Below are 22,704 nucleotides of genomic sequence, written 5' to 3'. Positions count from 1 at the left end.
GATAAAGGCCATGTGCGGAATTGTCGGCGCGGTAGCGCAACGTAACATCGTCCCGGTGCTGGTCGAAGGTCTGCGCCGCCTCGAGTATCGCGGTTACGACTCGTGCGGCGTGGCTGTACTGAGCAACGGCGAGCCGCGCCGTGCGCGCAGTGTCGCTCGCGTGTCGGATCTCGACGCGCAAGTGCGCGATTCGAATCTCGGCGGCATGACAGGCATCGCGCATACGCGCTGGGCGACGCACGGTGCGCCGGTCACCGACAACGCGCACCCGATCTTCTCGCGCGATACCGTCGCGCTCGTGCATAACGGCATCATCGAGAACTACGAGTCGCTGCGCGAGATGCTCAAGGGCAAGGGCTACGAGTTCGTGTCGCAGACGGACACCGAGGTCATCGCGCATCTGATTCACAGCATGTATCGCGGCGATCTGTTCCAGACCGTGCGCGAGGCGGTCAAGCAGTTGCACGGCGCGTATGCGATCGCGGTGATGCATCGCAATCAGCCGCATACCGTGGTGGGCGCGCGTCAGGGTTCGCCGCTCGTCGTCGGTGTGGGCGAGGGCGAGAACTTCCTCGCGTCCGACGCGCTCGCGCTCGCGGGCAGCACCGACCGCTTCGCGTTCCTCGAAGAAGGCGATGTCGTCGAGATCGGGCTGGAAGGCGTGAAGATCGTCGATCGTGAAGGTCTGCCCGCCGAGCGCGAAGTACGCGTGGTGACGGCATACGGCGGCGCGGTCGAACTCGGACCGTATCGCCACTTCATGCAGAAGGAAATCTTCGAGCAGCCGCGCGCGATCACCGACACGATCCCGCAAGCCGATCAGTTCGATCCGAGCCTGTTCGGCGAAGCTGCGCGCGACGCATTCGCGAACGTCGACAGCCTTCTGATTCTCGCGTGCGGCACGAGCTACTACTCGGGCCTGACGGCGAAATACTGGCTCGAATCCATCGCGAAGATTCCGACGCAGGTCGAGATCGCGAGCGAGTATCGCTATCGCGAGTCGGTGCCGAATCCGAAGGCGCTGGTCGTCACGATCTCGCAGTCGGGCGAAACCGCCGACACGCTGGCGGCGCTGAAGCACGCGCAATCGCTCGGCCACAAGCACACGCTCGCGGTGTGCAACGTCGCGACGAGCGCGATGGTGCGCCAGACCGAGCTCGCGTTCCTGACGCATGCGGGCACGGAGATCGGCGTCGCATCGACGAAGGCGTTCACGACGCAGCTCGTCGGCCTGTTCGTGCTCGCGGTGACGCTCGCGAAGATGCGCGGTCATGTGAATGCGAAGCAGGAGGCCGCGTACTTCACGCAGTTGCGGCATTTGCCGGCTGCGCTGAACAGCGTGCTCGCGCTGGAGCCGCAGATCATCGCGTGGTCGGAGGAGTTCGCGCGCAAGGAAAACGCGCTGTTCCTCGGGCGCGGCCTGCACTATCCGATCGCGCTCGAAGGCGCGCTGAAGCTGAAGGAAATTTCGTACATTCACGCCGAAGCGTATCCGGCGGGCGAACTGAAGCACGGGCCGCTCGCGCTGGTGACCGAAGCGATGCCGGTCGTGACCGTCGCGCCGAACGACGCACTGCTTGAAAAGCTGAAGTCGAACATGCAGGAAGTGCGGGCGCGCGGCGGTGACCTGTATGTGTTCGCCGATGCGGATACGCGCATCGTCAGCGAAGACGGCATTCATGTGATCCGCATGCCGGAGCACTATGGGGCGCTGTCGCCGATCCTGCACGTGGTGCCGTTGCAGTTGCTCGCGTATCACACGGCGTGCGCGCGCGGGACGGACGTCGATAAGCCGCGGAATCTGGCGAAGTCGGTGACGGTGGAATAACCGCTCGCGGCGGGTTTTGATGCCTTGGAAAGCGCCTCTTCGGAGGCGCTTCTGTTTTTGGGGACGATGAACGCAACCGGTATTAAAATGCCGATTATTCGTCTCGACGTGCTACCAGATAACCGTTAATATCATGCCGTTTACAGCCTAAATTGCACCGTAACCGGCACCGATATGAACTTTGATCTCGCCAGTTCCAGCGAAATTTCCGACGAGTTGGGTCAGCGCCTTCGAGCGCATCGGCTTGCGCAAAATCTCCAGCAAGCCGAACTCGCGGCTCGCGCCGGGATCTCGGAGCGTGCGCTGCGCAACATCGAACGAAACGGCGCCGCCACGCTCGATAACTTCATTCGCGTCGCAGTGGCGCTCGGACTTGCAGGCAACTTCGACGCATTGTTCGAGTTGAAGCCACGATCCATCAAGGCGATGGAAAAAGCCAGTATCAAACGGCAACGCGCATCGCGGTCGCAGTCATGAAAAAACTGAGCGTCATCTACGCGGGCTATGGCGAGCGTTTCGAACTGGGGCAACTGGCCGACGATGGCCGCGACCTGCTGTTCGAATATTCGGCGGCGGCGCTCGCACGAGGGCTCCAGCCATCTCCGTTCAAGCTTCCACTGGGCTCCGGCAGCTTCGGCGATTTTCCCGCGCATCAGCTTCGGCTGCCCGGTCTCGTGAGCGATGCGCTGCCCGACGGCTGGGGCATGCTGCTGATGGACCGGCTTTTCCGCAAGCAAGGTCTGGAGCCTCGACGGTTATCGCCCCTCGACCGGCTTGCTTTCATCGGCGAAAAAGCGATGGGCGCGCTGACGTTCGAACCAGCCACGGGCGACGAACTGGCCCCGCACGACGTCCAACTGCTGACGCTCGCGCGCGAAGTCCGGCAAGTCATGGAAGACGGCAGCGAAGCCGTGCTTCGCGAGCTCGCGCTGATGGGCGGCTCTCCGCATGGCGCGCGCCCAAAAGTGCTGGTCAACTACGATGCAGCGAGCGACCGCGTGTCGAACACGGAGAGCGGCGCGGGCGTGCCCTGGCTCGTCAAGTTTCCCGCGCAGCACGAGCCGAAAGAAGTGTGCGCCGTCGAGGCGATGTACGGCGCGATCGCCGCCGCGTGCGAACTCCGGATGCCGGTCACGCGATACTTCGATCTTGCTCCGTCGCTGTCCGCTTTCGGCATCGAGCGATTCGATCGCTCGGGCGGCATGCGCATCCCGATGCACACCGCGGCGGGCGTCGCGCATGCGGATTTCCGCGTTCCCCAAATGGACTACGTGACGTTGTTGCGACTCACGCAGTTCATGACGCGCGATGCGCGCGAAGTGTTGCAGGCGTTCGAACGTTGCGTGTTCAACGTCGTCTTCAACAACCGGGACGATCACTCGAAGAATTTCTCGTTCGTGATGGCGTCCGACGGCCGATGGATGTTTTCGCCCGCATATGACCTGACGTTCAATCAGGGGCCGGGCGGCGAGCATCAGATGGACGTCTGCGGCGAAGCGCGCGCGCCTGCGCGAGAACAGTTGATGAAGCTGGCCAGCATGACCGGCATCGCGTCGAGCACGGCGTCTCAGTCGATCGAGCGGATCGCGACGGTCGCTTCGGGCTTCCGACGCTTCGCCGATGACTTGCCTGTCGAACCAACGACGCTCAATGAAATGGAGACGATCGTATTCGCGAATCAATCGCGGATGGCCTGACGCCTGTGGACAAACTTGTTGGCACGTCACTATGTTTGCTGTTGACGCTTTCTGAACAACGCTACGACTTGCGCCGCGCCGCGAAAGTTGTCCCAGCTTCAATCCGAAACCGGACGCGCCATACCGGACTTGTTCGATCGGTAAACCTCTGACGTATAACGCCGATCTCCGGTTATCCACCGGTTTGCGGCATGCTTGTTAACTACTACCACGTATACATACGAATCTTTTTGCTTACTCAAGCACCGTGGACGCCGTGCTCAAGCCTCAGGCAGCGCCATGTACCTGTCTGAAGCGCTCGCGGCTGTTGCTCAGATGCATGCGCATCGCGGCGCGGGCATCGTCGGGGTCCTGGCGCACGATCGCCTGATAGATCGCCTTGTGCTCGCTGAACACGTTGCGCAGCCGCTCGATCTGATCCAGTTCCGCGATCTCCGCCTTGCCCAGACGCGTTCGCGGACTGACGCCGCGTCCCATCTGGCTCAGCACATCGTAGAAATAGCGATTGCCGCTTGCCCGCGCGATCTGCAAATGGAATTCGATGTCGTGTTGCAGGACATCCGTGCTGCCGTTCGCCAGTTGCGCCTCGAAACGCTCGAGCGCAGCCGCGATCTGCTTGAGATGCGCGTCCGTGCGACGGCCGGCGGCGAGCGCGGCCGCCGCGCCTTCCAGATCGATGCGAAACTCGATGATCGCCATGATGTCGAGGAGGCTCGACAGATCGGCATCCTGCAGGCGCACCGCTTCGCGATCCTCGGGCGCCCGGATGAACGTACCGACGCCATGCCGCGTCTCGACGACATTGGCCGCCTGCAAGCGCGACACCGCTTCGCGCACGACCGAGCGGCTCACCGACAATTGCTTCATCAGCGCGACTTCGGTCGGAATTTTGTCGCCGGGGCGAAGAATGCCACGTTCGATATCCCCGAAGAGGGACGCGACGACTTTGTCGGTGAGGCTGGCCATATTGATTCTCTTCTGATTGCGGTTCTCGTCGGACGTCTTCGTAGCGCTTTCGACAGAAGTCCGGGAAGCAGCGGTTACAGATGTCCGACGACACATCATCCGTTCGGTCGAAGTTTTCGTCAATTCAGCCATTCCAACGGTGCAACCGGCAAAGAAATAAGACATCGTATAACTAGGAGATGGTAAAATCCTCACGAAACGTCTGAAATGCAAGGAATGCAGGGTTTACGCCCCTGTCGGTTGAGCCCGACTTCGAAGTACTCTGTGTTAAGACGTCTGATGACATAGGCCGCTCTCGGACGTACCGCTTTCCATTCAGATCGCCGTCGTCACAGGGAGGCTTCATGCCGTCATCTTCACCGTATCAACCGCTGCCCAATACATTCCGAACGTCGCTGCGCGAACGCAAAAGGCTCATCGGCTGCTGGATGTCGCTGGCGAGTCCGATCGTCACCGAGCTCGTCGGCGTCGTCGGCTTCGACTGGATGCTGCTCGACGCCGAGCACGCGCCCAATGACGCGCTCACGCTCATCCCGCAACTGATGGCCCTGAAAGACAGCCCCAGCGCGCCTGTCGTGCGCCCGCAGGCGAACGATCCCATCGCGATCAAGAAGCTGCTCGATGGCGGCTTCGTCAATTTCCTGATTCCGTTCGTCGACAGCGCCGCCGACGCCGCGCGCGCGGTCGCCGCGACGCGTTATCCTCCTCACGGCATTCGCGGCGTATCGGTCGGGCATCGCGGGAACCGCTACGGCACCGTGGCGGACTACTTCCAGGTGGCGAACGACAATATCAGCGTCGCGGTGCAGATCGAAAGCCGCGCCGCGGTCGAAGCGATCGACGAGATCATCGCGGTGGAAGGCGTCGATGCGCTGTTCGTCGGCCCGTCGGATCTCGCCGCCGCGTATGGTCATATCGGCAACGCGAACCATCCGGACGTGCAGGCGGTCATCGCCCATGTGTTCGAGCGCGCGCACGCCGCGGGCAAGCCGAGCGGCATTCTCGCGCCCGTGCAGGACGACGCGGAGCGCTATCTCGCGCTCGGCTGCACCATGGTCGCCGTGTGCGCCGATCTCGGCCTGCTCAGAAACGCCGCGCAGGCCGTGAAGAAACATTTCATCCCGGCGTGAGCGCCACGCTTACCGGGCCGACATCGAAAACCGACATCAAGGAGCGATACATGCAAAAGGCAGGCTTCATCGGACTGGGCATCATGGGCAATCCCCTGGCGGCCAATCTTCTCAAGAACGGCGTCCAGCTTGCGGCATTCACGCGCAGCGGCGTGCCCGCCGAGCTGACGGGCGCGGGCGCCACGGCATGCGATTCGCCCGCCGCGGTCGCCGAAAAAGCCGACGTGATCTTCATCATGGTGCCGGACACGCCGGACGTCGAACGCGTGCTGTTCGGCGAGAACGGCGTCGCGAGCAAGCTGAAGAGCGGGCAGATCGTCGTCGACATGAGCTCGATCTCGCCGATCGCCACGCGTGAATTCGCGGCCAAGGTGCGCGAGAAGGGCGCCGATTATCTCGATGCCCCGGTTTCCGGCGGCGAAGTCGGCGCGAAGGCCGCATCGCTCACGATCATGGTCGGCGGCGCGCAGGCCACGTTCGACAAGGTCAAGCCGCTCTTCGACATGATGGGCAAGAACATCTCGCTGATCGGCGAAGTCGGCGCGGGACAGGTGTGCAAGGTCGCGAATCAGGTGATCGTCGCGGCGACCATCGAAGCGGTCGGCGAAGCGCTGCTGCTCGCGTCGAAGGCCGGCGTCGACGCGGAGAAGGTCCGCACCGCGCTGATGGGCGGCTTCGCGTCGTCGCGCATTCTCGAAGTGCACGGCGAGCGCATGACCAAGCGCACGTTCAACCCGGGCTTTCGCATCGAGCTGCATCAGAAAGATTTGAATCTGGCGCTCGCAACGGCGCAATCGCTCGGCGTCGCGCTGCCGAACACCGCGACCTGCATGCAGTTGTTCAATTCATGCGCGGCGAATGGCGGCAAGGGATGGGATCACTCGGGCATGGTGCGCGCGCTCGAAATCATGGCGAATCACGAGATCGGGCAGGACAAGAAGTAAGCGCAGCCGGCGCGATGCCGGCAGCGCCGTATCAACTCGTCTCCGGCGCGCGCTTCGCGATCCGCGCGAAATGCTCGATCGCGAAGCGCCGCACGTTGTCCACCGCCGGATTCGTCTGCTCCTCGCTCCACGCGAGATCAATATCCGCATGCGCGTCCTGCGTCCATAGCGGCCGGTACGCGACTTCCCCGAAACACCATTCCCGCGCCGACGCCGGCACGCACGTTCTAAGCGAGTCATCAGACGTCTTAGTTTTAGCTATGCGCCGACCGCGCGCGAGCTGCTTCGATAGACGCACAAGCACCAGCCGATAAGCCTCTACACGATAGAGGGTAAACACGTGATTGGCCTGCGCGGTGCACCGCAATAAAATGTCATCAGACAACGTACCACATCGTACGATCAGGAGACTCCCCTTGAACACAGCTTCCGCCAAGCCGGCCGTCGATCTGCTCGAATCGGCCAGCTCCAAGGTCAAGCGCCACGTGCTGCCCTTGTTCCTCATCATGTTCATCGCGAACTACATCGATCGCGTGAACGTCGGTTTCGTGAGTTCGCACTTGCAGACCGATCTCGGCATCGGCGCCGCGGCATACGGTCTGGGCAGCGGCCTGTTCTTCATCGGCTATGCGCTGTTCGAGGTGCCGTCGAACGTATTGATGCAGAAGTACGGCGCGCGCGCGTGGCTCACGCGGATCATGGGGACGTGGGGCATCGTCGCGGCGATGATGGCCTTCGTGCAGAACGAAACCTCGTTCTACGTGCTGCGCTTTCTGCTCGGCATCGCGGAAGCAGGCTTCTTTCCGGGCGTCGTCTATTACTTCACGCAATGGCTGCCGCAGAAAGAGCGCGGCAAGGCGATCGCGATCTTTCTCGGCGGCTCGGCGTTCGCATCGATTCTGTCCGGTCCGATCACAGGCGCCTTGCTGTCGATCCGAGGTCTCGGCCTGCACGGCTGGCAGTGGATGTTCCTGATCGAAGGCGCGTTCTCCGTGTTCCTGTGCGGCGTGAGCTGGATGCTGCTGAAATCGCGCATCAGCGACGCGCACTGGCTGTCCGCCGACGAGCAATGCGCGCTGCAAAGCGCGATCGCATCGGAACAGGCAGAACGCGAAGCTGCGTCCGGCGGCCGTCATCTGCCGACGATCAAGCTGCTGAAAGATCCGCAGATCGTGCTGTTCTGCTTCATGTACTTCTCGATTCAACTGACGATCTACGCGGCGACTTTCTGGCTGCCGACGATCATCCGCAAGATGGGCGGCCTCAGCGATTTCCAGGTCGGCCTCTACAACACGATTCCGTGGATGATCGCCATCGTCGCGATGTACTGCTTCGCGCTCTTGTCCGCGCGCTTTCGCTTCCAGCAGGCGTGGGTCGCCGTCGCGCTGGTGATCGCGGCATGCGGTCTCTTCGCGTCGACGACCGGCGACGCGGTGCTGTCGTTCGTCGCGATCTGCTTCTCCGCGATCGGATTCAAGGCGGCGTCGTCGCTATTCTGGCCGATTCCGCAAGGCTATCTCGATGCGCGCGTCGCGGCCGGCGTAATCGCGCTCATCAACTCGGTCGGCAATCTCGGCGGCTTCTTCGCGCCCGCGACTTTCGGCTATCTTCAACAACATACCGGCTCGGTGTCGGGCGGCCTGTACGGGCTCGGCGTCGCATCGCTGATCGCGGCCGTCGCGGTCTTCTTCACGCGCAACCGGCGCTCGGATCGCGCGCCGTCCGGCGACGCCGCTCACGCTCATCGAAGCGCGCATTAGTACGCACAACATCTCTGTCAAGGATCACGCTCATGTCCACGAACGCAGTCAAACCGAACGCCACTCCGAAAGTCACCGAATTGCGCGTCGTGCCGGTCGCCGGCCGCGACAGCATGCTCATGAACCTGTCGGGCGCGCACGGCCCGTTCTTCACGCGCAACATCGTGATCCTGAAAGACAGCGCGGGCAACACGGGCGTCGGCGAAGTGCCGGGCGGCGAGAGTATCCGCAAGACCATCGACGATGCGCGCGCGTATGTCGTCGGACAATCGATCGGCAACATGCAGGCGATCCTGAACCGCGTGCGCACCGCATTCGCCGATCGCGACGCGGGCGGCCGCGGCCTGCAGACCTTCGACCTGCGCACGACGATCCACGCCGTCACCGCGCTCGAAGCGGCGCTGCTCGACCTGCTCGGCCAGCATCTCGGCGTGCCGGTCGCGGCGCTGCTCGGCGAAGGCCAGCAACGCGACGAAGTCGAAATGCTCGGCTATCTGTTCTACGTCGGTGATCGCAACAAGACGGATCTGCCGTATGCGTCCGGCGCGGAAGGCAAGGACGACTGGGAGCGCGTGCGCACCGAAGTGGCGCTGACGCCGGAAGCGGTCGTACGCCTCGCGGAAGCGGCGCAGGCGCGTTACGGCTTCAACGACTTCAAGCTGAAAGGCGGCGTGCTCTCGGGCGACGCCGAAATGGAAGCGGCGACTGCGCTCGCCGAGCGTTTCCCGGAAGCGCGCGTGACGCTCGATCCGAACGGCGCGTGGTCGCTCGCGGAAGCGATCCGCCTGTGCCGCGACAAACGCGACGTGCTCGCCTACGCGGAAGATCCGTGCGGCGCGGAAAACGGCTATTCGGGCCGCGAAGTGATGGCGGAGTTCCGCCGCGCGACGGGCCTGCCGACCGCGACGAACATGATCGCCACCGACTGGCGTCAGATGGGCCACGCGATCCAGTTGCAATCGGTCGATATTCCGCTCGCCGATCCGCATTTCTGGACGATGCAGGGCTCGGTGCGCGTCGCGCAGATGTGCAATGACTGGGGCCTGACGTGGGGCTCGCATTCGAACAATCACTTCGATGTTTCGCTCGCGATGTTCACGCACGTCGCCGCTGCCGCGCCGGGCAAGATCACCGCGATCGACACGCACTGGATCTGGCAGGACGGCCAGCGTTTGACGCGCGATCCGTTGCGGATCGTCGGCGGCAAGGTGAAGGTGCCGGAAGTGCCGGGACTCGGCGTCGAGCTGGATATGGACGAAGTCGCGAAGGCGCACGAGCTGTATCAGAAGCACGGCCTCGGCGCGCGCGATGACGGCGTCGCGATGCAGTATCTGATCCCGAACTGGAAGTTCGACAACAAGAAGCCGTGCCTGGTGCGCTGAGCGCTTCTAGTCTTTTTTCAACCGCTCGATGAGCGCCATCCCCGCTGCGGGATTGCGCTCCTTGAATCCGCTGATGACGTAGAGAAAGACATCGCGCGATGCGGCTTTCGGCGGCGCGGATTGGCCGAAGGTCTGCAAATCATCGGGCGAGCCGCCCGCCGCCCAGACTCGCGCGCGCTCGGTCCAGCGATCGAGCGCCGCCTTCGCGTAGCCGTTTGCCTGCTTGTCGGTCGTGCCCATGATGCGCGCGTAGACGAACGGCGCGGTCACGTCTGCGATCTGCGGATACTTCGAATCGCCCGCGATCACGACCGCGACGCGATATTTCCGCGCCAGCGCGACGAACGCCGGATCGCAGAAACTCTCGTGCCGCACTTCGATTGCATGACGAATCGCGCGCCCTTCGACTTTCGCGGGCAGCAGTTCGAGAAAGCGCTCGAAGTCCTCGGGATCGAACTTCTTGGTCGGTGCGAACTGCCAGTTGATCGGGCCGAGTTTGTCCTTCAGTTCGAGCACGCCGCTGCCGAAAAAGGCGCTCGATCGTTTCGCCCGCATCTGCAAGCACACGGCGGTTCGTCGCGTAGCGCGGCGCCTTGAGCGAGAACACGAAATCGTCGGGCGCCTCGTCGCGCCATTTGATGAACGTCTCCGGCTTTTGCGAGCCGTAGAACGTCCCGTTCACTTCGATGGTGGTGAGCGCGCGGCTCGCGTATTCGAGCTCGCGCTTCTGCGCGAGTCCTTCCGGATAGAACGTGCCGCGCCACGGCTCGAACGTCCATCCGCCGATGCCGACGCGAATCCGCGCGGTCTTGCTTTTGGAGGTCGCCATCGCGTCGTTATTTGCGTCCGACGAGATAGCTGACGCCTTGCGGCCCGAACCGCTCCGAATGCTCGAGGTTCGTCGCGAGATGAAAGAGCTCGCCCGCGCGATATGTGCTGGCGTCCTCGCCGATGCGGATCGTCACATCGCCTTCGAGGATCAGCGCCTTGGCTTCGAACGGATGCGCGTGGACATCGAGCGAACCGTGCGGCTCGCGCGTGACCGTGACGACTTCGTGAAAACCTTCGCGGGAGAGAAGTGCGAGAAATTCGTCGCGGTGCATGTCGGCGGTTCCGTGAAAAAGGGAAGGCGCGCCGCTCGTTTCGAGCCGACGCGCCGTGTCATGCACCTGATGCTAACGCAGCTACGAAAGTTCGGTTTGCCGCGCTCAGTTGCCGAAGAAGATGTTGCATTGCGGCCCACGGACGCATGGCTTGGACGACGTCCCGTCCATGCTGCCCATCGTCATGCCGGTTTCGCCTCGCGTCATCGGCGCGCCGCCATAGGACGTGTCGCCCGGCTGTCCTTGCATGGCGCTCTGCTGAGGCGCACTCGGATCGGTCCAGGTATCGGCGGTGGCCTGTCCGGGCACCTGCGCGGTGCGATAGTAAGTCTGCTGAGCCGAGGCGACGCCAGCGGCGACGAGTAACGAGGCGGCGAGCGCCGCCAGTGCGATACGTGATTTCATGTTGACTCCTTGATCGGAAGGCGCGCTCGCGTGCACACCGCGTAACGCTGTTCGCTGATTCGGATCGTGATTCGGCACGGAACGTGCCACGTGCCCTTCGTTCGCCATGCGTGGCTTGCCGGCCGGCCGGACATCGGCGCCGGCTCCCGGCGTGGCGATGTGTGACGCTGCCGGTATCCCGAACTTGTTCGTATGCGATTCACGCACGGCATCTCGCCGATGCGATGCAGACGGAGCGCCGGTGCGCTTGCCGGCGGAAGAACCGTTTCGGACCCGCGGGTCCGCAGAAGACGCATGCCGCGCTGCACACTTCGTTATAGGCCGCCGATGCTCGAATGGACAGGACAATTGAATGTGCGCCCCGCTTCTGACGCACGCGTGGCGCGAGGCGGGCGAACACGTCATCGCCGCATCGGTTCTAGAATGCGAGGCGTGCATTTTCCGTTCAAGAACGCAAGGACATCGCGACCCATGACTGTCACCATCTACCACAACCCGAAGTGCGGAACCTCGCGCAACACGCTCGCGCTGATTCGCAACGCGGGCATAGAGCCGACCGTGATCGAGTATCTGACGCATCCGCCGAGCCGCGAATCGCTTGTCGCGCTGATCGCGCGCGCGGGCCTTTCGGTGCGCGACGCGCTGCGCGAAAAAGGCACGCCGTATGCGGAACTCGGACTCGACGATCCCAGCCTCACCGACGATCAACTGATCGACGCGATGCTCGCGCATCCGATTCTGATCAACCGTCCGTTCGTCGATGCGCCGAAGGGCGCGCGGCTGTGCCGTCCGTCCGAGCTCGTGCTCGACATCCTGCCCGAAGCGCAGAAGGGCCCGTTCACGAAGGAAGACGGCGAGGTCGTCATCGACGAAAAGGGCAAGCGTGTGCGCTGACGCACACGCGCCGGACCTGACCGTTACCTGACGTTACCTTTCTGGCAGACCCGTTGCACCTGTATCCGGCATCGCTTTCTAGACTTCATCTGACTCACGAAGCACTCGTGTGCAGGGAGGAAGCGGCATGAAAAAGAAACTGCTGGGTATGGCTGTCGGGATTGCGGGGATCGCAGCGCTCGCGATATCGGCGTCGGCGAATGCGCACGTCGATGTAGCCGTGGGCGTCGGCGTGCCGGTGTATGCGCAGCCCGCGCCGGTCGGCTATTACGGTTATGGGGGCGACGGCGGGTACGGCAGGTATAGCGGCTACGAAGATCGCGACGAGCGCTGGCGCGAGCGCGAATGGCGCCGCCACGAGTGGCGCGAACGTCAGTGGCGCCATGAAATGCGCCGCGAGGAACGCTGGCGCGACCGTCGCGGCTGGTAACGATTCGTCTGGACTGCGCATTGCTGTCGAACGCGGCGAGCCGGGAGGCTGCGCCGCGTTTCTTTTTGCGCTTTCGTTCGCGATGATGCGACCGCGTGCCGCACATGGAGCCGTTCAAGGTGCGGCCGTTCGTGCCGTAAACACGTTGGCGATGTCGGACATGCGTGCTTCTCTCGCCGCGCCGGCACCCGTCGGGCGTGTCGCGCATCCGGCGCGGTCTTCTTTCGGCACGAGCGGCATTCCCTTCATTTCAGCGATGTTCAGTCCAGTCAGCATTCTCGTCGTCACCGCGCTATCGAGCATTCTCTCGATACTGGTGCTGATTTCGCTGCTCTCGCACGCGATCGCGGGCGTGCCGCGCTGGCTCTGGGCGAACGTGCTCGCCATCATTTCGCTCGTGCTCTTTGCCTTGCAGGGCGTCGCGCCCGCGTGGCTCGGCATCGTCGCCGCGAATCAGCTGCTCGCCGCGACGATCCTGCTCATCTACGAGGGCTGCAACGATTTCTTCGACGTGCCCATGCGTCCCGCGCAGCGCTGGACGGGCTGGATCATGTGGCTCGGCGTGATGGCGGGCATCGCGTATTTCACTTACGTCGTGCCCGATGCGCACGTGCGCGTGGTGATCGTGTCGGCGTTTCATGCCGCGTGCGATCTCGCGATCGCCGGGCGTGTGCTGATCGAGCGCCCGAAGGAGCGGCCGCGTTACAACTATCTGTTCGTCGCGGGCGCCGCCGCGCTCGGCGCGCTCGGCCATACGATCCGCGGCGCGATCTACGCCGTGAAGCCGCCCGCGCAGGCGGCGCTCCTGCAACCCGGTCCGATGCAGATCACGTTCCTCGCGCTCGGCATTCTCGTGTTGCCGTCGCTGTGCATCGGGCTCGTGATGATGGCGCACGACCGGCTCGCTCAGCGGCTCGAACGGCTCGCGCGCTTCGACGATCTCACCGGCGCGCTGTCGCGCAAGGCGCTGCTCGCGGCGGCCGCCGATCGACTCGCACGCGCGGCGCAGACAGGCACGCGTGAGTACGTCGCGGTCGTCGACGTCGATCATTTCAAGAGCGTGAACGACCGCTACGGCCACGCGGCGGGCGATGAAGTGCTGCGCCATTTCGCGTCGATCGTGCAGGCGCACATCCGTGATCACGACGCGTTCGGGCGTATCGGCGGCGAGGAGTTTTGTCTGTTCTGCACGGCGGCGCGCATCGACGATGTCACCGCGCTCGTCGAACGTCTGCGCACGACGGTCGAAGCGACACCGTGCGGCGTGCCCGGCGGCGTGCTGCATTACACCTTCAGCGCGGGCATCGCGGCGTGGGACGGACGCGAGTCGCTCGCCTCGCTGATGGCGCGCGCGGACGGCCTGCTCTACGGCGCGAAGATCGCGGGCCGCAATCGCGTGAAGGCGCCCGCCGCCGACGCGCTCGCCTGACGTTCGCGTTCCGGTTTGTTCATCGACGCATGCAATTTTGGCGCGCTAACGTGCCGATGCCGCTCTCGACAAACGCAAGAGGAGATGAAGTGAGCCACCTGCCCAAATTCACGATGGTCGATGCCGCGCCGACACCCGTCGGCCCTTTCTCGCACGCGGCCGAGGCCGATGGCTGGGTGTTCCTTACCGGCCAGATGCCCACCGATCCGGACGATGACAGCGCACCGCTGGCCGAAGGCGTCGCGGCGCAGACGCGTCGTGTGATGGACAACCTGATTCTCGTGCTGAGCGGCGTCGGCCTCACGCTCGACAACGTGGTGAGCGTGCGCATCTTCCTGACCGAATTCAAACGCGATTACGACGCGATGAACGCGGTTTACCGGTCGTACTTTCTGCCGAAGCCGTTGCCGGCGCGCACGTGCATCGGCGTGACCGGGCTCGCGCGCGATGCGCTCGTGGAAATCGATTTCGTCGCGAAGCGGCCATGAAGCGGCCATGAAGCGGCCATGAGCGCGTCTACTTGCGCTTCGACGCATCGACCCAGCGGAACGTGAGATTGATGCGCTCGCCGGCCATGCCCGGCTCCTTCGGCACGCGATGCACCCATTCCTGCTGCGTGCGCCCGCGCATCACGAGCAGGCTGCCGTGCGTGAGGGCGAGGGAATGCGTCGCGTGCGTGCGCGCGTGACGAAACTCGAACGTGCGCGTCGTGCCGAGGCTCACCGATGCGATCACCGGTTCCGGGCCGAGCTCGCGTTCCTTGTCGGCGTGCCAGCCCATGCTGTCGAGGCCGCTGCGATAGCGGTTCAGCAGCACGCTGTTGAAACGCGCATCGCATGCGGCCTGCGCGCGTTCGCGTAACTGCGCGACGGCGGGCGTCCACGGCTGCGGTACGTTGCGGATGCCGGAATAAACGTACACCGAGTCCGGCTCGCCTTGCCACGCGGTCAGGCGCGGCAGCGGCACGCGGCCGCCGGGCGTCGTCATCGTGTCCTGCTGCCAGCGCACTTCTTCGATGAGCGCGCCCATCAGATCGGAGGCTTCGTCGGCGCCGATCCAGTCGGGATGCCACACGATATCGGGCTTGGGAATGTCGTCGAAGAGATCGAACATGGCGGTCATGCACGCACGGCAAATGAAGCATTCACGATAGCAGAGCCTTGCACCCCGTGATTGCTGGTTCATTTTCTTGCACGTCCGGACGCTGTGCTACATTTCCCGAATCATCTCATTAAAGTCGTGCAAGGGTCGGAACACGGCTTCGTCCTGCTCCTGCGCGGCGACGACGCCCCGGGGAATCACATGAACACCACCGCCGAAGCAAGCGGCGGCGCGGCGCAAGGCCGCCGCATCCTGCTCGTCGACGACAGCGTCGATGCGGCGCTTGCCATGTCGATGCTGCTCGAAGCGCTCGGCCACGAAGTGCGCACGGAGCATGACGGGCCGCGCGCGCTCGCATCGATCGATGATTTCAAACCCGATGTGATCGTGCTCGATATCGGCTTGCCGGGCATGAGCGGCTTCGATGTCGCGCGCGAGCTGAGAAAGCGCGATGCGACGAACAACGCGCTGCTGCTCGCATTGACCGGCTGGGGCAGCGACGCCGACCGTCAGAGCGCGCTCGACGCGGGCTTCGACCATCACCTGACGAAACCCGTCACCATCGCGGATCTGGAAGCGCTAATCGCGGGACCGCGCGCGTAAGCGCTTTTATTCGACGCGCAGCCGCGCCATGTACGGCAAATGATCGGACAGCCATGCGGTGTCCTGCGTCGGCACGAGCCATTCGACGGGCTTGAGGCCACGCACGAACATCTTGTCGAGCGCGAGCGCGGGCGAGAACGCCGGAAACGTGCGGCCGGATTCGCCGAGCATCGTCGCGACTTCGTTCATGCCGAGTTCGCCAAAGAGCGGCACGGAATCGTTGCGCCAGTCGTTGAAGTCTCCGGCGAGCACGAGCGGGCCGTCGGGCGCTTCCTTCGCGATCCAGTGCGCGATCCAGTTCATCTGACGCAGCCGCGCCTGACGCGTCAGCGCGAGATGCGCGCATAGCAGCGTGATCGCCTGGCCGGAGAACGTGGCGCGCGCAACCAGTAAGCCGCGCTTTTCGAAGCGATGCGCCGAGATGTCCCAGCGCCCGGAAAGATCGAGCGGATGCGGCGACAGAATCGCGTTGCCGTGCCGCCACGACGGCTTGAACACGTTCGGCCCGAGCGCAATCTGCAATTCGAGCGCGGTGGCGATTTCGGTTGCCTGACAATGCCAGACGTCGTCGAGCGGCGCGTTGAGCGGATTGCCGAAGCCGCTTGCGAGGACGGGCTGGGGCATGCGCCGCGCCATCGCTTCCTGGAGGAAATAGACGTCCGCGTTGGTGGTCTGGACCCACCGCTGCATCGCGTTCCAGGCGCGCAAACCGAGCGGCGAGCGGCCCTTGTGCAGGTTCCAGCTGACCGCCGTGAAATCCGGCGTCGCCGAGCGGGAGGACGGGCCTGGCGGAAGATGTTCTGGGTTTCGCATGCGTTGTTCGTGTCAGGCGGCGGACTTCGAGTCTATGTCACCGCGATGTTCATTGCGCCGCCGTGGCCGAACCGAGGCTCGCGCGCACCCGGTACGCAAGCGACGGATTGCTTTCGATGATCGGCCATTGCCCCCACTCGCCCGGCTTGAGCACCAGGCCAGGATGCGACGCGCTCACCTGACGCGGTACGGGCGGCAGCTTGCAGCCGGATGGCGACGCGCGCGTGCTGTCCTCCTGCAAGGTTTCCTGCGCATCGATGGCGAGCGTGATGTCGTCGGTGCTCGCGTGCGTCGGCGAGATCGTGAGCGTGCGTTGCAGATCGATGTCGCCCGCGGGCTGATCCGCGCAGCCGACGCGATTCTTCACCTTGTTGTGGTGCGTATCGGTGCGCGCCTGGCCGACGTTGGTCGTGCCGGAAAACGAGTCGATCTGCTGGCCGTCGCGCACGACCTGCAACTCCCAGGTCACCGGTTGCGGCGGCGCGATTTGCGCCTGCGCGCCGGCGGCAAAACAGGCGGCCGCCGTGAGCGCGGCGTTCAGAAAGGCGGTTCGTATCGTTTCATGCATTGAAGGCAGCTCCTGCGCGCGGACTGTTCGGATGGCGGCGCGCGATGGCGAGCGGCCGCGGGATCGGCGTTCCCGGCGAATTTCGTGTGACACGGCGGCGCGCGCCGGGTTCAGCACGCCAGAAGAAACAGCATGTTTCGAACCCGCCCGGCTGCATCGGGTCCGTATCGATTCCGACGATGATACTAGGGCGCGACGCGCGCGGCTTCATCGATGGAAACGGGGCTTAGTGGTTAGCAGCACACGCGTTCGACTGCTCGCTTGCATGGGCTTTTGGCGTCGATACACTGGACTCGTCGACACAAAAAAATGACGGGGTGTGACATGACGACAGCCGTGGTCAGACAGGAACTCGCGGTGGCGTCGTTCAGCAAGGTCTACAGTCTCGATGACGTGGAAACCGCGCTCAACGATCTGCCCGAAGGCGCGAGCGACGCCTTGCGCGCCACTTACGAAAAAATGCTCAAGGCGGGCAATCTGCGCTTTTGCGTGAAGCCGAACCGCATGCCGTCCATCGACGATCTCGCGGCCACGCTGCCGAATTTCGAAGAGCCGCTCGACGATATCCGCAAGCAGATCGCGCTGTGTCTCGAAACCGACGATCGCCTCGAACTCATGCCGATGCTGCTGCTCGGCGAGCCCGGCATCGGCAAGACGCACTTCGCGAAGCAACTCGCGCGGCTGCTCGGCACGTCCTGCCATTACGTCGCGATGAGCTCGCTGACGGCGGGTTGGATCCTGTCGGGCGCGTCGTCTCAATGGCGCAATGCGAAGCCCGGCAAGGTCTTCGACGCGCTCGTGAACGGCAGCTACGCGAACCCCGTCATTACCGTCGATGAAATCGACAAGGCCACCGGCGACGCGCAATACGATCCGCTCGGTGCGCTCTACGCGCTGCTGGAGCACGACACGGCGCAAACGTTCATCGACGAATTCGCCGAGGTGCCGATCAACGCGGGCAACGTCGTGTGGATCGCCACCGCCAACGACGCGCGCGCGATTCCCGAGCCGCTTCTGAACCGCATGAACGTGTACGAGATTCCGGCGCCGGACCGCGAGGGCGCGCGGCGCATCGCGCAGACCATCTACGCCGAAATCCGCAACGCGCACGCGTGGGGCGCGGCCTTTCCGGAAACGCTCGGAGACGGCCCGCTCGACGCGCTCACGCGGGCGTCGCCGCGCGGCATGCGGCGCGCCATGTTGAACGCGTTCGGCAACGCACGCATCGACGGACGGCATCATGTCGAGGCGCGCGACATTCAGCTCGACCGGAATTCGCGCAAGAAGGCGATCGGCTTTTAAAAAGTCCTGTTTGCGAAATTGACAAAAAACCCGTCAAAAGCTGTCATTTTTGACATCTGGCGGCCAGATTCTTGCCTTTTTCTGAATTGCACCGGAAAACGAGGCAATCCGTGTGCGTTTGTTGTGTATCTCGCAACAGTCCCGAACGTAAAATAATTGGGAAGAACTCTGCGGCGGGAAAAGACATGGACCGGATCGAGTGTGTGGTAATCGGAGCGGGTGTCGTCGGACTGGCGATAGCCCGCGCGCTGGCGATGCGCGGACGCGAAGTCATCGTGCTGGAGTCGGGCGAGGGCATTGGCATCGGCACGAGCTCGCGCAACAGCGAGGTGATCCACGCGGGCATCTATTACCCGCGCGGATCGCAGAAGGCGGAACTGTGCGTGCGCGGGCGCGACATGCTCTACGAATTCTGTCAGGCGCATGGCGTGCCGCACCGGCAATGCGGCAAGCTGCTCGTCGCGACGGCGCGCAATCAGGTGCCGCAGCTCGCGGCGCTGGAGCAGAAGGGCATCGAGAATCGCGTGAAGGGACTCGTGCGCCTCAGCGGCGCGCAGGCGGCCGAAATGGAGCCGCAGCTGCAATGCGTCGAAGCGGTGTATTCACCGCTGACGGGCATCGTCGACAGTCATCAGTACATGCTCGCGCTGCAGGGCGAAGCCGAGAAGCACGGCGCGAACATCGTGTTCCATACGCCGGTCGCGTCCATTGATGCGCGCGAGGGCTGCTTCATCGTCGAGACGGGCGGCGAGTCGCCGGCGCGCTTGCGGGCGTCGTATCTGATCAACAGCGCGGGGCTGCATGCGAACGAAATCGCCCGCAGCATTCGCGGTCTCGACGATCGCCATGTGCCGCCGCTCTATTTCGCGAAGGGCAATTACTTCAGCGTGAGCGGTCGCGCGCCGTTCGAGCGTCTCATTTATCCGATGCCCAACGAAGCGGGCCTCGGCGTGCATCTGACGATCGATCTCGGCGGGCAGGCGAAGTTCGGCCCAGACGTCGAATGGGTGCCCACGCTCAACTACGACGTCGATCCGCGCCGCGCCGATTCGTTCTACGCCGCGATTCGCGCGTACTGGCCCGGTCTGCCCGACGACGCATTGCAGCCCGCTTATGCCGGCATCCGGCCGAAGCTATCAGGTCCGGGTCAGGCGGCGGCGGATTTCATGATTCAGGGCAAGTCGGCGCACGGCGTGCCGGGGCTCGTCAATCTGTTCGGCATCGAGTCGCCGGGACTGACGGCATCGCTTGCGATCGCCGAGCGCGTCGCTGACATGGCGCGTTGACTTACATGCGACTTTCACACCGCCCTTATCTCTAACATTTGACGTCGTCGACTCGCTTCCAGATTGATATGCTCGGACATCGCCGTCGCCAAGAACGGCGCATTTCCCCCAATACAACATGGAGTGAGTCACAATGAAGACATCACGTCGCACGTTCCTCATTACCAGCGTGGGCGTCGCTTCGACGTTCGCGCTCGGGTCGCGCGCCACGCTCGCCGCCGACGCGCCCAAAGTCACCGAAAGCGATCCCACCGCGCAGGCGCTCGGCTACAAGGAAGACGCGAGCAAGGTCGACAAGGCCAAGTACGCGAAGTACGCGGCTGGCCAGGATTGCGGCAACTGTCAGTTCTATCAGGGCAAGGCAACCGACGCCTACGCGCCGTGCCCGATGTTCGCCGGAAAGCAGGTCGCATCGAAGGGCTGGTGCAGCGCCTATGTGAAGAAGGCATAACGCAAAACCGGCATGAGTCTGGAAGCGCGCCCGGCCGAACGGCCCGGCGCGCTTTTCTTCGTTTGTAATTAGCTTGCTCAGGAGAAAATCCGTCTTTACACTCGCCAAGGCAAAAAGAGCCGCGCGTGTGCATCTTTATAAAACGCGGACGACGAGACGAGCAGGCCCGCGCGCATGAGCGCGCTGGCCCCGCACGAACCTAATGACTAGGGGAACGCATGCCCGGAAGACCATTGAATTCGCGCGCCGTGGCGGCGGCGGTCATCGGCAACGCGCTCGAGTGGTACGACTTCACGGTCTTCGGCTTCATGACGGTGGTCATCGCGCGGCTGTTCTTTCCGAGCGACAGCGACTACTCATCGATTCTTCTGACGACGGCGACCTTCGGCGTCGCATTTGTGATGCGGCCGGTCGGCGGCATCGTGCTCGGTCTCTACGCGGATCGCGCGGGGCGCAAGGCGGCGCTGACACTCGTCATCGGCCTGATGACGCTCGGCATTCTCCTGCTCGCGATAGCGCCGCCGTATTCGGCGATCGGCATCGGCGCGCCGCTGGTCATCGTGTTCGCGCGGCTTCTGCAGGGCTTCTCCGCGGGCGGCGAGTTCGGCAGCTCGACCGCGCTTCTGATCGAAGCGGCGCCGTTCTCGAAGCGCGGCTTGTACGGCAGTTTCCAGATGGCGAGCCAGGCGGCGTCGCTGCTGCTCGGCGCGATCGTCGGCTCGGCGATCTCGCGCGGCCTTTCGCCCGAAGCGCTCGAATCGTGGGGCTGGCGCGTGCCGTTCATTCTCGGTCTCGTCATCGGGCCGATCGGGCTTTATATCCGCCGCAACATGGCCGATACCGAAGCGTTCCTGCACGCGAAAAAGACCGCGCGCCGCGCGACGCTCGGCGAAGTGTTCGGCACGCATAGCCGCGAAGTCCTGTGCGGGCTCGGCTCGGTGATCGCGCTGACGGTGACGGTGTACGTGCTGATCGCCTATCTGCCCACGTTCGCCGTCAAGCAACTGAAGCTGCCGTTCGGGCAGTCGTTCACGGCGCTGATCGTTGGCAATCTGCTGCTGGCGGTGCTCTCGCCGGTCGCGGGCGCGTGGTCCGATCGCATCGGGCGCAAGGGCCTTTCGATGTGGTCGCTCGCGAGCACGCTCGTCATCATCTATCCGCTTTTCGCGTGGCTCGCCGCGGAGCCGAGCGTGATGCGGCTCATCGTCGTGCAGGCGCTGCTTTCGATCGCCCTCTCGGGCTACTATGGGCCGTTCGGAGCGCTGATCGCCGAGCTTTTTCCGGCGCATGTGCGCTCGACGGGGCTTTCGCTCGCGTACAACATCGCGGTGATGATCTTCGGCGGCTTCGGGCAGTTCATCGTGACGTGGCTGATTCGCGTCACGGAATCGCAGCTCGCGCCCACCTTCTACGTGATGGGGGGGCTCGTGCTCTCGCTGATTGCGGTGGCGTGCATTCCGGCGACGCGTCACGCGGACGTCGACGAAGCGCGCAATTTCGTTCGTTAGGCGGCAATCAAATGAAAGTGATCGAAAGCGGCAAGTTCACGGCCGAACGCGCGTGGGGCGCGCTCGATATCTGCGTGATGAACGGCACGTCGTGCCGTCTGCACTGGACGAACGAGCCGTATAAATGGCACGTGAACGATGGCGAGGAGGTATTCGCCGTGATGCAGGGCGAAGTGCGCATGCACGTGCGCGGCGGGGAAGGCGAACGCACGCTGACGCTGCGTGCAGGCGATATATTTCATGCACAGGCTGGCGATGAGCATTTCGCGGAACCGGTCGGCGAGGCGCGGATTCTGGTGATCGAAAAGGAAGGAAGCGTTTGATGGCGTTTGTTCCTAATCCGTTCGGACAGGTGGCGCAGCGCGGGCATTGGCGGCGATAATCTGCTCATCGTCGTGCATGAGCGAGAGTCGAAAATGGTTAGGATGGTTGAATTAATCGAGCGTGATTATCACGAAGCGCGCGAGGCGGGGCGGTTGGGCGAGTGGGGCGCGATGCCGCTGCTCGATTCGGAGGAGCTTGTGTTGGTTTCCAAAGAATCGCTCGAAAAGCTGTCGGCGCGCGTTGAAGAAGTCGAACGAGAGCTGGACGAGCGAAAGCTGGAGGAATCGCTCGCGTGGTTCAGATCGCGGGGATATACGGAAGACAAGCTTCTCTCGCCGGAAGATCTGGTTACTCGATCGGACGCGTCTCCGGCCGCTGAGCCTGTCAGACTCGAGTCGCCGAAATCTTCGCTTCTGGATCTGTTCGGCGGCTATTTTGCCAAGAGAATGAAGCAGGCCGGGTGATGGCGCGTGGACGGCTGTTCTCGAGTCTCAGTTGGGATGAATACCATTCCTGGCGCGGGTCAGACTCGAAGACCTTCGAAAGGCTGACTCGTCTAATCAACGAATGTAGTCGCAATCCCTTTACAGGCACGGGCAAGCCCGAGCCGCTAAAGGGTAGGAAGATGTGGTCGCGCCGGATCGACGGGCGGTTTCAAACCGAAGTGCAACGAGGGGGTTAATGTTTAGCGTTTTGAGGTTGTCCCGCTGAGGCAAGTGTCGCAGCGAAAACCTCGAATGGCGAATGGAACGCGTGGGTTGCGCGCGGCCGGCTGTTCAG

26 protein-coding genes and 1 pseudogene are annotated in these 22,704 nt (G+C 63.6%); 19 read left to right on the top strand and 8 right to left on the bottom strand.

Annotated features, from left to right (window positions below; translation table 11 throughout):
* Window positions 1-10: 10 nt before the first annotated feature.
* The 3 genes from glmS (at window position 11) to AWB75_RS23925 (ending at window position 3,525) form a co-directional block, all read left to right on the top strand.
* Window positions 11-1,828, top strand: coding sequence for a glutamine--fructose-6-phosphate transaminase (isomerizing) (gene glmS, locus AWB75_RS23935; protein ID WP_061126523.1), 1,818 nt, complete (start codon window positions 11-13; stop codon window positions 1,826-1,828).
* Between the two features lie 174 nt (window positions 1,829-2,002).
* The gene (locus tag AWB75_RS23930; RefSeq protein ID WP_061126522.1) at window positions 2,003-2,305 is read left to right on the top strand and encodes a helix-turn-helix domain-containing protein; all 303 of its coding nucleotides are present in this window, start codon (window positions 2,003-2,005) and stop codon (window positions 2,303-2,305) included.
* On the top strand, window positions 2,302-3,525 hold the full coding sequence (locus tag AWB75_RS23925; protein WP_061126521.1) for a type II toxin-antitoxin system HipA family toxin: 1,224 nt from the start codon (window positions 2,302-2,304) through the stop codon (window positions 3,523-3,525). Before AWB75_RS23930 ends, AWB75_RS23925 begins: the two co-directional genes overlap by 4 nt.
* A gap of 267 nt (window positions 3,526-3,792) precedes the next feature.
* Here AWB75_RS23925 and AWB75_RS23920 read toward each other — a convergent pair whose 3' ends face one another.
* Window positions 3,793-4,491 (bottom strand): FadR/GntR family transcriptional regulator, encoded by a 699-nt coding sequence (locus AWB75_RS23920; protein WP_061126520.1) that lies wholly within the window; start codon window positions 4,489-4,491, stop codon window positions 3,793-3,795.
* A 344-nt stretch (window positions 4,492-4,835) separates the two neighbouring features.
* On the opposite strand from AWB75_RS23920, the gene garL reads away from it, so the two are divergent.
* Both garL and AWB75_RS23910 read left to right on the top strand, forming a co-directional pair.
* On the top strand, window positions 4,836-5,621 hold the full coding sequence (garL, locus tag AWB75_RS23915) for a 2-dehydro-3-deoxyglucarate aldolase (RefSeq protein ID WP_061126519.1): 786 nt from the start codon (window positions 4,836-4,838) through the stop codon (window positions 5,619-5,621).
* Between the two features lie 35 nt (window positions 5,622-5,656).
* On the top strand, window positions 5,657-6,565 hold the full coding sequence (locus AWB75_RS23910; protein ID WP_268807863.1) for a 2-hydroxy-3-oxopropionate reductase: 909 nt from the start codon (window positions 5,657-5,659) through the stop codon (window positions 6,563-6,565).
* A gap of 31 nt (window positions 6,566-6,596) precedes the next feature.
* On the opposite strand, the gene AWB75_RS23905 is transcribed toward AWB75_RS23910, so the two are convergent.
* The gene (locus AWB75_RS23905) at window positions 6,597-6,785 is read right to left on the bottom strand and encodes a type 2 periplasmic-binding domain-containing protein (RefSeq protein ID WP_061126517.1); all 189 of its coding nucleotides are present in this window, start codon (window positions 6,783-6,785) and stop codon (window positions 6,597-6,599) included.
* 196 nt (window positions 6,786-6,981) lie between these two features.
* Here AWB75_RS23905 and AWB75_RS23900 point away from each other — a divergent pair, with 196 nt between their 5' ends.
* Complete coding sequence (locus AWB75_RS23900) at window positions 6,982-8,325, top strand: MFS transporter (protein ID WP_061126516.1); 1,344 nt, start codon at window positions 6,982-6,984, stop codon at window positions 8,323-8,325.
* A gap of 32 nt (window positions 8,326-8,357) precedes the next feature.
* Window positions 8,358-9,707, top strand: a complete 1,350-nt coding sequence (gene gudD, locus AWB75_RS23895) for a glucarate dehydratase (RefSeq protein ID WP_061126515.1) — start codon at window positions 8,358-8,360, stop codon at window positions 9,705-9,707.
* Between the two features lie 6 nt (window positions 9,708-9,713).
* On the opposite strand, the pseudogene AWB75_RS23890 reads toward gudD, so the two are convergent.
* From AWB75_RS23890 to AWB75_RS37185, 3 genes and pseudogenes are all read right to left on the bottom strand, one after another.
* A pseudogene (locus AWB75_RS23890) lies at window positions 9,714-10,536 on the bottom strand (DUF72 domain-containing protein).
* 7 nt (window positions 10,537-10,543) lie between these two features.
* Entirely contained in the window at window positions 10,544-10,810 is a 267-nt protein-coding gene (locus AWB75_RS23885; protein ID WP_061126587.1) for a cupin domain-containing protein, read from the bottom strand.
* 105 nt (window positions 10,811-10,915) lie between these two features.
* Window positions 10,916-11,215: a hypothetical protein gene (locus tag AWB75_RS37185; protein WP_143746482.1), complete on the bottom strand. Its 300-nt coding sequence runs from the start codon at window positions 11,213-11,215 to the stop codon at window positions 10,916-10,918.
* A 471-nt stretch (window positions 11,216-11,686) separates the two neighbouring features.
* Here AWB75_RS37185 and arsC point away from each other — a divergent pair, with 471 nt between their 5' ends.
* The 4 genes from arsC (at window position 11,687) to AWB75_RS23860 (ending at window position 14,456) form a co-directional block, all read left to right on the top strand.
* Window positions 11,687-12,109, top strand: coding sequence for an arsenate reductase (glutaredoxin) (arsC, locus tag AWB75_RS23875; protein ID WP_061126513.1), 423 nt, complete (start codon window positions 11,687-11,689; stop codon window positions 12,107-12,109).
* 127 nt (window positions 12,110-12,236) lie between these two features.
* Complete coding sequence (locus tag AWB75_RS23870) at window positions 12,237-12,539, top strand: hypothetical protein (protein WP_061126586.1); 303 nt, start codon at window positions 12,237-12,239, stop codon at window positions 12,537-12,539.
* 160 nt (window positions 12,540-12,699) lie between these two features.
* A complete protein-coding gene (locus AWB75_RS23865; RefSeq protein WP_235012212.1) occupies window positions 12,700-13,968 on the top strand; it encodes a GGDEF domain-containing protein in 1,269 nt (422 codons plus the stop codon).
* Window positions 13,969-14,057: 89 nt separating this feature from the next.
* The gene (locus AWB75_RS23860) at window positions 14,058-14,456 is read left to right on the top strand and encodes a RidA family protein (RefSeq protein ID WP_061126584.1); all 399 of its coding nucleotides are present in this window, start codon (window positions 14,058-14,060) and stop codon (window positions 14,454-14,456) included.
* A gap of 28 nt (window positions 14,457-14,484) precedes the next feature.
* Here the strand turns inward: AWB75_RS23860 and AWB75_RS23855 are convergent, their stop codons facing one another.
* On the bottom strand, window positions 14,485-15,081 hold the full coding sequence (locus AWB75_RS23855) for an alpha-ketoglutarate-dependent dioxygenase AlkB family protein (protein WP_061126583.1): 597 nt from the start codon (window positions 15,079-15,081) through the stop codon (window positions 14,485-14,487).
* A gap of 189 nt (window positions 15,082-15,270) precedes the next feature.
* Between AWB75_RS23855 and AWB75_RS23850 the strand changes: the two genes are divergently transcribed.
* Window positions 15,271-15,672 carry a response regulator gene (locus AWB75_RS23850; protein WP_061126582.1) on the top strand — a complete coding sequence of 134 codons (402 nt, stop codon included), beginning with the start codon at window positions 15,271-15,273 and terminating at the stop codon, window positions 15,670-15,672.
* A 6-nt stretch (window positions 15,673-15,678) separates the two neighbouring features.
* Here AWB75_RS23850 and AWB75_RS23845 read toward each other — a convergent pair whose 3' ends face one another.
* Window positions 15,679-16,485, bottom strand: a complete 807-nt coding sequence (locus tag AWB75_RS23845; protein WP_061126512.1) for an endonuclease/exonuclease/phosphatase family protein — start codon at window positions 16,483-16,485, stop codon at window positions 15,679-15,681.
* A 49-nt stretch (window positions 16,486-16,534) separates the two neighbouring features.
* Window positions 16,535-17,053: a hypothetical protein gene (locus AWB75_RS23840; protein WP_061126511.1), complete on the bottom strand. Its 519-nt coding sequence runs from the start codon at window positions 17,051-17,053 to the stop codon at window positions 16,535-16,537.
* A 324-nt stretch (window positions 17,054-17,377) separates the two neighbouring features.
* Between AWB75_RS23840 and AWB75_RS23830 the strand changes: the two genes are divergently transcribed.
* The 7 genes from AWB75_RS23830 to AWB75_RS23800 all read left to right on the top strand — a co-directional run bounded on the left by AWB75_RS23830 (window position 17,378) and on the right by AWB75_RS23800 (window position 22,606).
* Window positions 17,378-18,355, top strand: a complete 978-nt coding sequence (locus AWB75_RS23830; protein ID WP_061126509.1) for an AAA family ATPase — start codon at window positions 17,378-17,380, stop codon at window positions 18,353-18,355.
* 185 nt (window positions 18,356-18,540) lie between these two features.
* Window positions 18,541-19,641, top strand: a complete 1,101-nt coding sequence (locus tag AWB75_RS23825; protein ID WP_061126508.1) for an NAD(P)/FAD-dependent oxidoreductase — start codon at window positions 18,541-18,543, stop codon at window positions 19,639-19,641.
* 133 nt (window positions 19,642-19,774) lie between these two features.
* Window positions 19,775-20,092, top strand: coding sequence for a high-potential iron-sulfur protein (locus tag AWB75_RS23820; RefSeq protein WP_061126507.1), 318 nt, complete (start codon window positions 19,775-19,777; stop codon window positions 20,090-20,092).
* 218 nt (window positions 20,093-20,310) lie between these two features.
* The gene (locus tag AWB75_RS23815; protein ID WP_061126506.1) at window positions 20,311-21,600 is read left to right on the top strand and encodes an MFS transporter; all 1,290 of its coding nucleotides are present in this window, start codon (window positions 20,311-20,313) and stop codon (window positions 21,598-21,600) included.
* 11 nt (window positions 21,601-21,611) lie between these two features.
* On the top strand, window positions 21,612-21,923 hold the full coding sequence (locus AWB75_RS23810; RefSeq protein ID WP_061126505.1) for a cupin domain-containing protein: 312 nt from the start codon (window positions 21,612-21,614) through the stop codon (window positions 21,921-21,923).
* A 6-nt stretch (window positions 21,924-21,929) separates the two neighbouring features.
* Window positions 21,930-22,388 carry a hypothetical protein gene (locus tag AWB75_RS23805; protein WP_061126504.1) on the top strand — a complete coding sequence of 153 codons (459 nt, stop codon included), beginning with the start codon at window positions 21,930-21,932 and terminating at the stop codon, window positions 22,386-22,388.
* Window positions 22,388-22,606, top strand: coding sequence for a Txe/YoeB family addiction module toxin (locus AWB75_RS23800; RefSeq protein ID WP_087086788.1), 219 nt, complete (start codon window positions 22,388-22,390; stop codon window positions 22,604-22,606). The genes AWB75_RS23805 and AWB75_RS23800 overlap by 1 nt, the downstream gene beginning before the upstream one ends.
* Window positions 22,607-22,704 lie beyond the last annotated feature (98 nt).

This window comes from Caballeronia catudaia, assembly GCF_001544755.2.
Lineage (GTDB): Bacteria > Pseudomonadota > Gammaproteobacteria > Burkholderiales > Burkholderiaceae > Caballeronia > Caballeronia catudaia.
Note: the sequence above shows the minus strand (reverse complement) of the source record. Positions and strands in the feature narration are given on the sequence as shown.

Bases quoted from the DNA above. Each gene is read 5' to 3' on its own strand.
- glmS (WP_061126523.1), top strand. From the start codon at position 11: ATGTGCGGAATTGTCGGCGCGGTAGCGCAACGTAACATCGTCCCGGTG.
- AWB75_RS23930 (WP_061126522.1), top strand. From the start codon at position 2,003: ATGAACTTTGATCTCGCCAGTTCCAGCGAAATTTCCGACGAGTTGGGT.
- AWB75_RS23925 (WP_061126521.1), top strand. From the start codon at position 2,302: ATGAAAAAACTGAGCGTCATCTACGCGGGCTATGGCGAGCGTTTCGAA.
- AWB75_RS23920 (WP_061126520.1), bottom strand. From the start codon at position 4,491: ATGGCCAGCCTCACCGACAAAGTCGTCGCGTCCCTCTTCGGGGATATC.
- garL (WP_061126519.1), top strand. From the start codon at position 4,836: ATGCCGTCATCTTCACCGTATCAACCGCTGCCCAATACATTCCGAACG.
- gudD (WP_061126515.1), top strand. From the start codon at position 8,358: ATGTCCACGAACGCAGTCAAACCGAACGCCACTCCGAAAGTCACCGAA.
- AWB75_RS23885 (WP_061126587.1), bottom strand. From the start codon at position 10,810: ATGCACCGCGACGAATTTCTCGCACTTCTCTCCCGCGAAGGTTTTCAC.
- AWB75_RS37185 (WP_143746482.1), bottom strand. From the start codon at position 11,215: ATGAAATCACGTATCGCACTGGCGGCGCTCGCCGCCTCGTTACTCGTC.
- arsC (WP_061126513.1), top strand. From the start codon at position 11,687: ATGACTGTCACCATCTACCACAACCCGAAGTGCGGAACCTCGCGCAAC.
- AWB75_RS23870 (WP_061126586.1), top strand. From the start codon at position 12,237: ATGAAAAAGAAACTGCTGGGTATGGCTGTCGGGATTGCGGGGATCGCA.
- AWB75_RS23865 (WP_235012212.1), top strand. From the start codon at position 12,700: ATGCGTGCTTCTCTCGCCGCGCCGGCACCCGTCGGGCGTGTCGCGCAT.
- AWB75_RS23855 (WP_061126583.1), bottom strand. From the start codon at position 15,081: ATGTTCGATCTCTTCGACGACATTCCCAAGCCCGATATCGTGTGGCAT.
- AWB75_RS23850 (WP_061126582.1), top strand. From the start codon at position 15,271: ATGAACACCACCGCCGAAGCAAGCGGCGGCGCGGCGCAAGGCCGCCGC.
- AWB75_RS23845 (WP_061126512.1), bottom strand. From the start codon at position 16,485: ATGCGAAACCCAGAACATCTTCCGCCAGGCCCGTCCTCCCGCTCGGCG.
- AWB75_RS23840 (WP_061126511.1), bottom strand. From the start codon at position 17,053: ATGCATGAAACGATACGAACCGCCTTTCTGAACGCCGCGCTCACGGCG.
- AWB75_RS23830 (WP_061126509.1), top strand. From the start codon at position 17,378: ATGACGACAGCCGTGGTCAGACAGGAACTCGCGGTGGCGTCGTTCAGC.
- AWB75_RS23825 (WP_061126508.1), top strand. From the start codon at position 18,541: ATGGACCGGATCGAGTGTGTGGTAATCGGAGCGGGTGTCGTCGGACTG.
- AWB75_RS23820 (WP_061126507.1), top strand. From the start codon at position 19,775: ATGAAGACATCACGTCGCACGTTCCTCATTACCAGCGTGGGCGTCGCT.
- AWB75_RS23815 (WP_061126506.1), top strand. From the start codon at position 20,311: ATGCCCGGAAGACCATTGAATTCGCGCGCCGTGGCGGCGGCGGTCATC.
- AWB75_RS23810 (WP_061126505.1), top strand. From the start codon at position 21,612: ATGAAAGTGATCGAAAGCGGCAAGTTCACGGCCGAACGCGCGTGGGGC.
- AWB75_RS23800 (WP_087086788.1), top strand. From the start codon at position 22,388: ATGGCGCGTGGACGGCTGTTCTCGAGTCTCAGTTGGGATGAATACCAT.